The organism is Peribacillus frigoritolerans (genome assembly GCF_001636405.1).
GTDB lineage: Bacteria > Bacillota > Bacilli > Bacillales > DSM-1321 > Peribacillus > Peribacillus frigoritolerans.
In genome coordinates this window covers 5,262,450-5,276,074 of the sequence record NZ_KV440950.1, presented here as the reverse complement: position 1 = coordinate 5,276,074, position 13,625 = coordinate 5,262,450, and the positions used below count along the sequence as shown (strand labels likewise).

At 43.5% G+C, this 13,625-nt stretch carries 6 protein-coding genes and 4 rRNA genes; 9 read left to right on the top strand and 1 reads right to left on the bottom strand.

Annotated features, from left to right (window positions below):
• Positions 1-419 precede the first annotated feature (419 nt).
• The 6 genes from rrf (A6755_RS24910) (at position 420) to A6755_RS24885 (ending at position 7,087) form a co-directional block, all read left to right on the top strand.
• Positions 420-535: ribosomal RNA gene (gene rrf / locus A6755_RS24910) — 5S ribosomal RNA — on the top strand.
• An 862-nt stretch (positions 536-1,397) separates the two neighbouring features.
• Positions 1,398-2,600: an MFS transporter gene (locus A6755_RS24905; RefSeq protein WP_063592298.1), complete on the top strand. Its 1,203-nt coding sequence runs from the start codon at positions 1,398-1,400 to the stop codon at positions 2,598-2,600.
• A 66-nt stretch (positions 2,601-2,666) separates the two neighbouring features.
• A complete protein-coding gene (aroD, locus tag A6755_RS24900; protein ID WP_063592297.1) occupies positions 2,667-3,428 on the top strand; it encodes a type I 3-dehydroquinate dehydratase in 762 nt (253 codons plus the stop codon).
• 59 nt (positions 3,429-3,487) lie between these two features.
• On the top strand, positions 3,488-4,372 hold the full coding sequence (locus tag A6755_RS24895; protein WP_034306141.1) for a shikimate dehydrogenase: 885 nt from the start codon (positions 3,488-3,490) through the stop codon (positions 4,370-4,372).
• A 272-nt stretch (positions 4,373-4,644) separates the two neighbouring features.
• Complete coding sequence (locus A6755_RS24890; protein WP_063592296.1) at positions 4,645-5,850, top strand: MFS transporter; 1,206 nt, start codon at positions 4,645-4,647, stop codon at positions 5,848-5,850.
• 223 nt (positions 5,851-6,073) lie between these two features.
• Positions 6,074-7,087, top strand: coding sequence for a LacI family DNA-binding transcriptional regulator (locus A6755_RS24885; protein ID WP_063577530.1), 1,014 nt, complete (start codon positions 6,074-6,076; stop codon positions 7,085-7,087).
• 115 nt (positions 7,088-7,202) lie between these two features.
• Here the strand turns inward: A6755_RS24885 and A6755_RS24880 are convergent, their stop codons facing one another.
• A complete protein-coding gene (locus A6755_RS24880) occupies positions 7,203-7,760 on the bottom strand; it encodes a shikimate kinase (RefSeq protein WP_057277282.1) in 558 nt (185 codons plus the stop codon).
• Between the two features lie 774 nt (positions 7,761-8,534).
• Between A6755_RS24880 and A6755_RS24875 the strand changes: the two genes are divergently transcribed.
• The 3 genes from A6755_RS24875 to rrf (A6755_RS24865) all read left to right on the top strand — a co-directional run bounded on the left by A6755_RS24875 (position 8,535) and on the right by rrf (A6755_RS24865) (position 13,374).
• Positions 8,535-10,085, top strand: a 16S ribosomal RNA gene (locus A6755_RS24875).
• A gap of 176 nt (positions 10,086-10,261) precedes the next feature.
• Positions 10,262-13,194, top strand: a 23S ribosomal RNA gene (locus tag A6755_RS24870).
• A gap of 64 nt (positions 13,195-13,258) precedes the next feature.
• Positions 13,259-13,374 (top strand): 5S ribosomal RNA (rrf, locus tag A6755_RS24865).
• The 16S, 23S and 5S rRNA genes sit together here, the layout of an rRNA operon.
• Positions 13,375-13,625 lie beyond the last annotated feature (251 nt).

The following is a 13,625-nucleotide window of genomic DNA, read 5'->3' as shown; positions in this document are numbered from 1 at the left end:
TTGGGCTGTTCGCCCATTAAAGCGGTACGCGAGCTGGGTTCAGAACGTCGTGAGACAGTTCGGTCCCTATCCGTCGCGGGCGCAGGAAATTTGAGAGGAGCTGTCCTTAGTACGAGAGGACCGGGATGGACGCACCGCTGGTGTACCAGTTGTCTTGCCAAAGGCATAGCTGGGTAGCTACGTGCGGACGGGATAAGTGCTGAAAGCATCTAAGCATGAAGCCCCCCTCAAGATGAGATTTCCCATGGCGCAAGCTAGTAAGATCCCTGAAAGATGATCAGGTTGATAGGTCAGAGGTGGAAGCATGGTGACATGTGGAGCTGACTGATACTAATAGATCGAGGACTTAACCAACGCTTTTTAAAAAAATGAAATACCTTCTTATTATCTAGTTTTGAAGGAACAACGTTCCTTTTATGTTTGGTGGCGATAGCGAAGAGGTCACACCCGTTCCCATTCCGAACACGGCAGTTAAGCTCTTCAGCGCCAATGGTAGTTGGGGGTTTCCCCCTGTGAGAGTAGGACGCCGCCAAGCCATTTGAAAAGATCAGCCATCCGGCTGGTCTTTTTTTGCGTTAAGAACAAATTATGGAGCCCTGTTATATATAGAAGCTGTTACATCACCATTGAAAGGGGCTGAAATCGAAAATTGTTCATCCTTTTAAATTTAAACCGTTTCGACTATCCGTAACTTAGGATATAAGCGAGATATTAGTACTACCTGCTTAAAAAATGGGTTATTAAAATTGATTGCAAATAACTGGATAATTGATATAAATAAACAGCAGTACATATATTTTAGCTAAAAAGAAATTAATTCAGAAACTGGTAACTAAAAATGTGGGGAATATCAAAATAGAAGGAAGCCCTCATAAAGGATAAAATAATTGGTGCCTCTGCAAATAAAAGGTATTCTTCCAACTTGTATGAAAACTAACAAATACAAGGCAGGGCTGAACTTTTTAAGGTAAATAAGATTCGAAATGAGACCTTCGGAATTTAAAAATAATGAGTATGAGGATTTGCTCTATGGTCATTAAGGACTGCTTCACGAGTTTGACACAACTAAATTAGCGCAGTATAATAATCCAGTAGAACGATATACTAAATAAATTTAACTAATTTACGGTAACATAAATGTTTTTTCAATACTTTTCTAATCGCTTGAATTTAGTAGAACGATATACTAACAACAAGTACGATTAGTAGAACGATATACTAGTAATGCTAAGTTGGTAGAACGATGTACTAACTTAGCCGGTTAATTTATGATGTTTATTGTTTTATTTAGTACGTAATTATTTTTCTTGAAATTATGGTATGGGCAAGGGGGCAACATCTGAAAGGCTTAAGAATCCAATTGCATTTCGATAACTTTTTAAATAGGGGTGTGTTTCATGAAAAATCCATTTATAAAAATGGCCGCAGGTTTATATATTAGCTATTTTATTTTAGGCATGATCAATATTATCATTGGATCAAATATGGAAAATTTGTCAAATCAATTAAATACAAGTGCATCAGGGATAAGTTACTTGGTCTCAGCCATAGGAATCGGTAAGTTAGTTTCTTTGTTTTTCGCCGGTAGACTGTCGGATAAATTAGGAAGGAAACCATTTGTTGTTTCAGCATCTTTTATCTACCTGATCTTCCTTATAGGGATACCTTTGGCTCCTAACTATACATTGGCATTTATATTTGCTGTATGTGCTGGTATTGCCAATTCATTTTTGGATGCAGGTACGTATCCAGCACTTATTGAGGCTTTTCAAAAGAAAGCTGGTTCCGCTACCGTATTAGTAAAAGCATTCGTTTCAATCGGTGCCGCACTTCTTCCATTTATCATGGCGTTCTTTATAGCTAGAGATATGTTTTACGGGTATACATTCTTCTTGATGGCTGCTGTATATCTTGTTAATGGGTTTTTCCTGCTTAAGGTTTCATTCCCGGATCATAAAGCCCAAAGCCAAACTCGGAATGATGAAAAAGCTGTGCCGGTTCAACAGCAATTCCTCTCAAAACCGAAGTTTGCTCAGGAAGGTTTGGCCGTCATACTATTAGGCTTCACATCAACTGCTTTATTCATGTTGGTTCAAGTCTGGCTTCCGAACTTCGGACAAGATGTATTGGGGCTAACCCAAGCTAAGGCTGTTCAATTGCTTAGTTACTATAGTATTGGTTCCCTTGTTTCTGTCATTTTACTAGCTGTTCTATTGAATAAAGTAATTAAGCCCATTACCGTCATGATTATCTATCCGGTCATTGCAGCATTATCTTTATTGTCACTCATCTACATCCAGCAACCATTTATAACCGTTTTGAGCGCTTTCTTCATAGGGCTTTCAACTGCAGGGGTATTCCAATTAGCAATGACAATAATCACAGAATTCTTCCCTGCTAATAAAGGTACGATCACTTCATATGTAAACATTGCAGGTAGTTCAGCCTTTATCATCATACCTTTCATTACAGGTATCATTTCCAAGAATGCTGGGTTAACTGCGGTCTTCTTGTTTGATGTGGCAATTGCGGCAATTAGTATTTTGTTGGCCGTTTTCGTTGCCTATCGATACAAGAAGGTAATTAAAGTTTCCAATTAAACGGTCTAACCGAACATCAGTGGGGCATGAACCCTACTGATGATATTGATAAAAGGGGGAAACATCATGCAAACAATCACGATCAAAGACGTAACGATCGGAGAAGGGGTTCCAAAAATCATCGTTCCACTAATGGGGAAAACGGAAGAAGAACTGCTTAAAGAAGTTGAAACGGTAAATGTGCTACGGCCGGATATCATTGAATGGCGAGTAGATGTCTTTGAACAAGTCGAAAGCTTAGAAGCCGTTTCGGATATGATTTCAAAACTTAGAAGTGCTGTTCCTAGTACTTTGCTGCTTTTCACTTTTAGAAGCCATAAAGAAGGCGGAAACAAGGAAATCAGCGATGATTATTATTTCGAACTTCTTCATACAGCAATTAAAACGAAGAATATTGATCTTGTCGATGTGGAGTTGTTTTTTGAGGAATCATCAGTGAAGGAGACTGTGAGGGTAGCTGAGGAAAATGGGGTATACGTAGTGATGTGTAACCATGATTTCGATAAGACACCAGCAAAAGAAGAAATCATTTACCGATTGCGTAAGATGCAGGAATTTGGCGCCCATATTCCCAAAATCGCTGTAATGCCCCAAACAGTAGGTGACTTACTCGTATTATTAGATGCAACTTACACGATGAAAACAAAGTATGCCGATCGCCCATTCATTACGATGTCAATGTCGGGTACAGGCCTGGTCAGTAGATTATCAGGTGCGGTGTTTGGATCTGCTTGTACATTCGGTGCCGGAAAAGAAGCATCTGCACCAGGACAAATTCCTGTTAATCAATTAAGAAATGTATTGGAAATCATTGATCAAAATATTTAATTCATAATTCCTTCAAGAAGGAATTTATATAAAGTTTAAAAAATCAGGGGGAATAGAACATGGAAAATCTAGGACGAATTAATGGGAAAACAGAATTAGTAGGATTGCTGGCAACACCTATCGGACATTCATTATCACCTGCCATGCATAATTTAGCTTTCGATAAATTAGGCTTGAATTGCGCCTATTTAGCATTTGAGGTTGGAAATGAAGAGCTGGAAGATGCAGTCAAAGGGATGCGTGCATTAAATGTAAAAGGATTTAACGTATCCATGCCTAATAAAATGAAGATCCTTCCATATCTTGATGAATTGGCGGACAGTGCTAAATTTTCAGGAGCCGTTAATACAGTTGTCAATGTCGATGGAAAGTTCGTAGGGCACAGCACTGATGGAATGGGATATACCCGGAACCTAAAAGAACATGGTATTGATATTAAAGGCAAGAAAATGACTCTTATCGGTTCTGGTGGGGCTGCTACCCCAATTGCCATTCAATCTGCGCTGGAAGGGGTGGCGGAAATCAGCATTTTTGCTCGTGATGATGCATTCTTCCCGCAAGCAGAAGAGAATGTGCGAATCATCAATGAGGATATGAAGCATTTAAATGTGAAAGCCAATGTATACCCTCTTGAAAATGTTGAACAATTAAAGGCTGAAATCGCAACTAGTGATATTTTGGCAAATGGAACCGGCGTTGGCATGAAACCACTTGAAGGCTTAAGTGTCATTCAAGACGAATCAATGCTGCGTCCTGATTTAATCGTAACCGATGTTGTGTACATCCCACGAAAATCTAAACTAATGGAACAAGCTGAAGCTGTAGGTGCTACCGCTATTAATGGTCTTGGGATGATGCTTTGGCAAGGTGCACTAGCTTTTGAATTATGGACAGGTCAACAAATGCCTGTTGATTTCATCAAAGAGCAATTGTTTGCAGAATAAAATGATTCCACTCTGGAGATTGTTCTCCAAATAGAGGTTTTTTTCATACTCGATGTGCATCATTTATTAAATGATTAAAAAAAATTGGGTGCACCAAACCTCGGAGCTAAGAAATTCAGGGAGTGAAGTCCCTTGTTTTTCTTAGCGTTTTTTTTTGAAAAGTGGTTTTCATGTAAATGGATAACATAAAGGGGAGACTTTAATGTAATTACATTGTGCATTAAGGTGTTATATGGGAGTAACACAACGTGATTTATTATAGGGGTGTAATAATGAAAAATCAGTATTTTAAAGCGGCATCTGGCATGTATATTAACTATTTTCTGCTGGGGATGGTTAATATAATTCTCGCCTCAAACATGCCCTCTTTAACAGAACAATGGGATACGGACTCTACTGGCATTAGTTATCTTATTGCAGCAATAGGAATAGGCAGATTACTCACGTATGGGCTCTCGGGAGTATTATCAGATAAATTTGGAAGAAAACCATTAATCATGGTCTCTTCGGTTATAATGGGCGTTTTTTTAATTGGGATTCCATTTTCCCCCACATATGAAATGGCCTTTGTATTTGCCTTACTTGCGGGAATTTCCAACTCAGCCATGGATGCAGGTACATATCCGGCGCTAACTGAAATGTTTCCTGAATCTGCTGGTTCCGCGAGTGTTATGGTTAAGGCTTTTGGTTCGCTCGGTGCTACAATCCTGCCATTCATCATCTTGTTTCTTACTACGAACCAATTATTTTACGGGTTTGCATTTTTAGTACCGGCTGTCATCTATTTCATGAATATGTTTTTGGTGATGTCCGCTTCATTTCCAAGCAAATCCGAAGCTGTCAGTAAAGAAGAGGATTTGCATAGTCACAGGTTCATAACGGAACCTAAATTTTGGAGCGAAGGAGTCGCACTAATCATAATTGGGTTTACATCAACTGCGTTATTTACAGTTTCGCAAATCTGGTTACCGAGTTTCGGCCAGGAAGTCGCAGGGATGCAATCTTCAAGTGCAATTAAATTATTGAGCTATTATAGTGTGGGGTCACTTATTTCCGTCCTGCTATTATCCATCTTATTAAACAAATGGATTAAGCCCGTGACGGTGATATTGCTTTATCCAATGATTACTTTACTTACGGTAATCATCATACTAACGATTCATTCACCTATTGTCTTAAGTATTAGCTCCTTTTTCCTTGGAGCCTCGACAGCTGGGATCTTTCAATTAACCATTGCAATAATGACTGAACTTTTCTGGAGAAAAAAGGGAACTGTAACAGGGATCGTTGCGACGGCATCCAGTTTGGCGAGCGTCATTTTACCAATTGCAACGGGCTTGATCGCTAAGAGTGGGGATATATCGCATATATTTCTTTTTGATTGCTTTATTGCTACTATAGGAATCCTGGCTGCAGCTTTTGTATATTACCGGTATAAGAAATTGATACAGCGCCAGACCATATTTAACCATGGCTGAAAATATTGAAGGATTTACTTAAAACTCCATCTTCCGGAACTAGGATGGCGTTTTTTTTGACTAATGAATAGTGGATATAGATGTTTTGGCGTGATTAATGATCGTTGAGATTCCCATGTTCCAAAAGCAAAGGTGTAATAATGACAGTAACTATATTATTATTATAGTAAGAACATGATAATAATAAGTACATCAAAAATACATTCAAGATGGTGATTGAACTATGAAACAATCCAAAAAAGGGCGGGTCACGCTGCAACAGGTAGCAAAACATGCTGGGGTATCTACATCCACTGCTTCCCTTATCGTTCGCAATAACCCTCGAATATCGGAAGCGACGCGAAAAAAGGTGCTAAAATCCATGCATGAATTGGGTTATGTTTACGATAGAATTGCAGCAAACCTAAGGTCGCAGAGTTCTGATACTGTAGGAATCATTATTACCGACATATCAAATACCTTTTTTTCTGAATTCCTGATAGGTGTTCACGATGCATTGGATGAGGTCGGGTATACAGTGTTGCTGGGGACTACATTTGACTCGGTTGCCAAGCAAGATCATCTCCTTTCAACCATGATGGAACACAGGGTGGGTGGCCTGATTCTTTGTCCTGTCTCTGAAAGCTCACAAGATACAATTGAACGGTTAAATGAAATTGATACGCCGATGGTGCTTGCTGTCAGGGAACTGCCTGGAGTGAATAGCGACTATGTAGGCATAGACTATCCAGAAGGAGCCAGGATCGCCGTTGATCATCTCCTTGGAAAGGGGCATAAAAGAATTGCGCTCCTTGGTGGCATTAAGGAGTCTTCTACTTGGATTGAGAGAATGGAGGGATACCGTGAAGCTCTTTCAAGAGCGGGATTGGAAGTGGATGAATCGTTGGTGATAGATAGTGCCCCTACACGGGAGGGGGGGCTTGAGGCTGTTTTGAAAGTACTTGAGAATCCTAATCCGCCTACCGCAATTTTTTGCTTTAGCGACTTAATTGCCTTTGGTGTTATGCAAGGGTTAATGATGAAAGGAATTACTCCTGGAAAAGATATAGATATCGTTGGGTTCGATAACGTTCCAGTCGCAGAAATCTATCATCCTCCGCTAACGACCATTTCCTCATTCCCTAGACGTATTGGGAAAGAGGCAGCGAATCTCTTGTATCAGCAAATGGAGAAAATAGAACGGGAACAACAGCGAATCATATTGAATCCAGAACTGATTATTAGAGAGTCTTCCTAAAAAAGAAAAATAAAAAGGTGATTAGTTCACAGGAGGTTAGGTACCGCTGTGCCCTTTTCATCTTTTCTATTATTCTTTTATTGGGAACATGGATTACATATCAAAAAGGTTTGCCTTACTTAAGCGGTTCATAAATATCCCAGGCCACTTTCAATGAATCGACTATAAAGTCTGCCACTTCATCAACATCTAGATCATTGGTATTCACTTTTGAATGATGATAGGAGTATATTTCCTGTCTCGTGTAAAAGAGTTCTTCGATTTCCTCAAGGGACCGGCTTTGTAAAACAGGTCTACTATCAATAAGCAAGCCTATTCTCTCTTTCCAGTATTCCCAAGATAAGTCCAGGTAAAAGACGATGCAGTTGGTTAAACAGATATTCCGTATATCCTCTTGTAAAAAGGCCCCGCCTCCAACTGAAATGATTTTCAATTGTTGTTGACTAAGGCTTTCAATCACACTTTTTTCTTTTTCGCGAAAAGCTTTTTCCCCAAACTTCTTGAAGATTTCCGTAGTGGGCATATTGAATTCCTTTTCAATTTCTTGATCTATATCAATAAAGTCCCTATATAATTTCCTGGCTACCTTCTGTCCGATCGTCGTCTTTCCTACCCCCATAAAGCCAATAAAAACGATACTTTGCATCCTCAAAGATGTGTTTTTATTAATCATTTATAAATCCCTCTCCCAACTATTTTTTATAATGATTAAAAGTCTCTTCTGAAATTTTTAAAATATATTTATTATAGTATAAGTAAGTAAAATTGTAAAAAAGTTTTTTAATATTTGGACAATGGAACCCTGTGTTTTAGCGGTTTAATGTTTAATAACTCTACCCGGAAGGAGCAATTCGTTTTCAGTATTCGATTGATGCAACTAATTATTCGTTTCCTCATCTATTTAAATTGTTATTGCCATAACCTATCACGGGTTTTTGGATTTTGCCAAAGGCATTTCTTAGTTGAAGGAGAAGCGGTAGTTCATATGGTTGGGATAAATGATTTTCCTGGTTTATATATTTTAAGAGGAAGACAAGGTGTGACAGGCACATTTATTCCTTCATATAAGTGATTAATTCATTTGAAAAGAAAATGTATGAAATGGGTTGACTTAATGGTGGGAAAGGATTAATATAAATAAGCACCAACTAAGACAAACGCAAAAACATCATCGCTTTTGGCTGATTGCTGAAAGAAATAATAACTATTGACTTCTTACTATGAAAGTGATAAGATGAAATGGTCGCTGAAAAACACAGCGATTTAAAATAAGTTAAAAACTTCGTAGAAGTTGACAACTAATCAATAAGGTGTTATGATGAGTAAACAGCCGTTCGAAAGAATGATTGTGGAAATTGCTCTTTGAAAACTGAACAAAACAAAGCGCCAACGTTAAATTTTAAGTGAGCACACACTATCAAAAAAGCAAATGAGCAAGTCAAACATTTCTTCGGAGAGTTTGATCCTGGCTCAGGACGAACGCTGGCGGCGTGCCTAATACATGCAAGTCGAGCGAATCGATGGGAGCTTGCTCCCAGAGATTAGCGGCGGACGGGTGAGTAACACGTGGGCAACCTGCCTATAAGACTGGGATAACTTCGGGAAACCGGAGCTAATACCGGATACGTTCTTTTCTCGCATGAGAGAAGATGGAAAGACGGTTTACGCTGTCACTTATAGATGGGCCCGCGGCGCATTAGCTAGTTGGTGAGGTAATGGCTCACCAAGGCGACGATGCGTAGCCGACCTGAGAGGGTGATCGGCCACACTGGGACTGAGACACGGCCCAGACTCCTACGGGAGGCAGCAGTAGGGAATCTTCCGCAATGGACGAAAGTCTGACGGAGCAACGCCGCGTGAACGAAGAAGGCCTTCGGGTCGTAAAGTTCTGTTGTTAGGGAAGAACAAGTACCAGAGTAACTGCTGGTACCTTGACGGTACCTAACCAGAAAGCCACGGCTAACTACGTGCCAGCAGCCGCGGTAATACGTAGGTGGCAAGCGTTGTCCGGAATTATTGGGCGTAAAGCGCGCGCAGGTGGTTCCTTAAGTCTGATGTGAAAGCCCACGGCTCAACCGTGGAGGGTCATTGGAAACTGGGGAACTTGAGTGCAGAAGAGGAAAGTGGAATTCCAAGTGTAGCGGTGAAATGCGTAGAGATTTGGAGGAACACCAGTGGCGAAGGCGACTTTCTGGTCTGTAACTGACACTGAGGCGCGAAAGCGTGGGGAGCAAACAGGATTAGATACCCTGGTAGTCCACGCCGTAAACGATGAGTGCTAAGTGTTAGAGGGTTTCCGCCCTTTAGTGCTGCAGCTAACGCATTAAGCACTCCGCCTGGGGAGTACGGCCGCAAGGCTGAAACTCAAAGGAATTGACGGGGGCCCGCACAAGCGGTGGAGCATGTGGTTTAATTCGAAGCAACGCGAAGAACCTTACCAGGTCTTGACATCCTCTGACAACCCTAGAGATAGGGCTTTCCCCTTCGGGGGACAGAGTGACAGGTGGTGCATGGTTGTCGTCAGCTCGTGTCGTGAGATGTTGGGTTAAGTCCCGCAACGAGCGCAACCCTTGATCTTAGTTGCCAGCATTCAGTTGGGCACTCTAAGGTGACTGCCGGTGACAAACCGGAGGAAGGTGGGGATGACGTCAAATCATCATGCCCCTTATGACCTGGGCTACACACGTGCTACAATGGATGGTACAAAGGGCTGCAAACCTGCGAAGGTAAGCGAATCCCATAAAGCCATTCTCAGTTCGGATTGCAGGCTGCAACTCGCCTGCATGAAGCCGGAATCGCTAGTAATCGCGGATCAGCATGCCGCGGTGAATACGTTCCCGGGCCTTGTACACACCGCCCGTCACACCACGAGAGTTTGTAACACCCGAAGTCGGTGAGGTAACCTTCATGGAGCCAGCCGCCTAAGGTGGGACAGATGATTGGGGTGAAGTCGTAACAAGGTAGCCGTATCGGAAGGTGCGGCTGGATCACCTCCTTTCTAAGGATAATTACGAGAGCGCTTTTGTTTTGTTCAGTTTTGAATGAGTAATTCATTCAAATAGGAAAGACGAACATCACGATGTGATGGATTCTTTCTGCTTTGTTCCTTGAAAACTAGATAATAGATAGAAGGCAATTAATTTTTTTCAAAGCATCTGTAAGATCTTTTTTAACGGTTAAGTTAGAAAGGGCGCACGGTGGATGCCTTGGCACTAGGAGCCGATGAAGGACGGGACTAACACCGATATGCTTCGGGGAGCTGTAAGTAAGCTTTGATCCGGAGATTTCCGAATGGGGAAACCCACTGTTCGTAATGGAACAGTATCTTTACCTGAATACATAGGGTACTGAAGGCAGACCCGGGGAACTGAAACATCTAAGTACCCGGAGGAAGAGAAAGCAAACGCGATTTCCTGAGTAGCGGCGAGCGAAACGGAATTAGCCCAAACCAAGAGGCTTGCCTCTTGGGGTTGTAGGACACTCAACATGGAGTTACAAAGGAACGGGGTAAATGAAGCGACCTGGAAAGGTCCGTCGAAGAAGGTAAAAACCCTGTAGTTGAAACTTCGTTCCCTCCTGAGTGGATCCTGAGTACGGCGGGACACGAGAAATCCCGTCGGAAGCAGGGAGGACCATCTCCCAAGGCTAAATACTCCCTAGTGACCGATAGTGAACCAGTACCGTGAGGGAAAGGTGAAAAGCACCCCGGAAGGGGAGTGAAATAGATCCTGAAACCGTGTGCCTACAAGTAGTCAAAGCCCGTTAATGGGTAATGGCGTGCCTTTTGTAGAATGAACCGGCGAGTTACGATTTCATGCGAGGTTAAGTTGATGAGACGGAGCCGCAGCGAAAGCGAGTCTGAATAGGGCGAATGAGTATGAGGTCGTAGACCCGAAACCAGGTGATCTACCCATGTCCAGGGTGAAGTTCAGGTAACACTGAATGGAGGCCCGAACCCACGCACGTTGAAAAGTGCGGGGATGAGGTGTGGGTAGCGGAGAAATTCCAATCGAACCTGGAGATAGCTGGTTCTCTCCGAAATAGCTTTAGGGCTAGCCTCAAGATGAGAGTATTGGAGGTAGAGCACTGATTGGACTAGGGGCCCCCAACGGGTTACCGAATTCAGTCAAACTCCGAATGCCAAATACTTATTCTTGGGAGTCAGACTGCGAGTGATAAGATCCGTAGTCGAAAGGGAAACAGCCCAGACCACCAGCTAAGGTCCCAAAGTATACGTTAAGTGGAAAAGGATGTGGAGTTGCTTAGACAACCAGGATGTTGGCTTAGAAGCAGCCACCATTTAAAGAGTGCGTAATAGCTCACTGGTCGAGTGACTCCGCGCCGAAAATGTACCGGGGCTAAACGTATCACCGAAGCTGTGGATTGACACCGTATGGTGTCGATGGTAGGAGAGCGTTCTAAGGGCGTTGAAGTCAGACCGGAAGGACTGGTGGAGCGCTTAGAAGTGAGAATGCCGGTATGAGTAGCGAAAGAAGGGTGAGAATCCCTTCCACCGAATGCCTAAGGTTTCCTGAGGAAGGCTCGTCCGCTCAGGGTTAGTCGGGACCTAAGCCGAGGCCGAAAGGCGTAGGCGATGGACAACAGGTTGATATTCCTGTACCACCTATACATCGTTTGAACGATGGGGGGACGCAGAAGGATAGGGTAAGCGCGCTGTTGGATATGCGCGTCCAAGCAGTTAGGCCGGAAACGAGGCAAATCCCGTTTCCATTAAGGCGGAGCTGTGATGGCGAGGGAAATATAGTACCGAAGTTCCTGATTCCACGCTGCCAAGAAAAGCCTCTAGTGAGATGTAAGGTGCCCGTACCGCAAACCGACACAGGTAGGCGAGGAGAGAATCCTAAGGTGTGCGAGAGAACTCTCGTTAAGGAACTCGGCAAAATGACCCCGTAACTTCGGGAGAAGGGGTGCTTTTTAGGGTGAATAGCCCAGAAAAGCCGCAGTGAATAGGCCCAGGCGACTGTTTAGCAAAAACACAGGTCTCTGCGAAGCCGCAAGGCGAAGTATAGGGGCTGACACCTGCCCGGTGCTGGAAGGTTAAGGGGAGAGGTTAGCGCAAGCGAAGCTTTGAACCGAAGCCCCAGTAAACGGCGGCCGTAACTATAACGGTCCTAAGGTAGCGAAATTCCTTGTCGGGTAAGTTCCGACCCGCACGAAAGGTGTAACGATCTGGGCACTGTCTCAACGAGAGACTCGGTGAAATTATAGTACCTGTGAAGATGCAGGTTACCCGCGACAGGACGGAAAGACCCCGTGGAGCTTTACTGCAGCCTGATATTGAATTTTGGTACAGCTTGTACAGGATAGGTAGGAGCCTGAGAAGCCGGAGCGCCAGCTTCGGTGGAGGCGTTGGTGGGATACTACCCTGGCTGTATTGAAATTCTAACCCGCGCCCCTTATCGGGGTGGGAGACAGTGTCAGGTGGGCAGTTTGACTGGGGCGGTCGCCTCCTAAAGAGTAACGGAGGCGCCCAAAGGTTCCCTCAGAATGGTTGGAAATCATTCGTAGAGTGTAAAGGCACAAGGGAGCTTGACTGCGAGACCTACAAGTCGAGCAGGGACGAAAGTCGGGCTTAGTGATCCGGTGGTTCCGCATGGAAGGGCCATCGCTCAACGGATAAAAGCTACCCCGGGGATAACAGGCTTATCTCCCCCAAGAGTCCACATCGACGGGGAGGTTTGGCACCTCGATGTCGGCTCATCGCATCCTGGGGCTGTAGTCGGTCCCAAGGGTTGGGCTGTTCGCCCATTAAAGCGGTACGCGAGCTGGGTTCAGAACGTCGTGAGACAGTTCGGTCCCTATCCGTCGCGGGCGCAGGAAATTTGAGAGGAGCTGTCCTTAGTACGAGAGGACCGGGATGGACGCACCGCTGGTGTACCAGTTGTCTTGCCAAAGGCATAGCTGGGTAGCTACGTGCGGACGGGATAAGTGCTGAAAGCATCTAAGCATGAAGCCCCCCTCAAGATGAGATTTCCCATGGCGCAAGCTAGTAAGATCCCTGAAAGATGATCAGGTTGATAGGTCAGAGGTGGAAGCATGGTGACATGTGGAGCTGACTGATACTAATAGATCGAGGACTTAACCAACGCTTTTTAAAAAATGAAATACCTTCTTATTATCTAGTTTTGAAGGAACAACGTTCCTTTTATGTTTGGTGGCGATAGCGAAGAGGTCACACCCGTTCCCATTCCGAACACGGCAGTTAAGCTCTTCAGCGCCGATGGTAGTTGGGGGTTTCCCCCTGTGAGAGTAGGACGCCGCCAAGCCATTTGAAAAGATCAGCCATCCGGCTGGTCTTTTTTTGTATTGCGATATTTTTCAGTTTCAGGGAGGAGTGACGTGAACTAACAGATAAATCAAACTACAGGCTAATTAATTCCAACAGCTGGCTTATTTATTCGGTCTAAATTTGAATTGAAATAATTCATGGGAGCAAGATACGAATATGTACCGATCATGGAGCAGAGGGAATTTCATGAATCAAGCGATTGTAATTCAGGGGGGGAGAAGGGCGGGA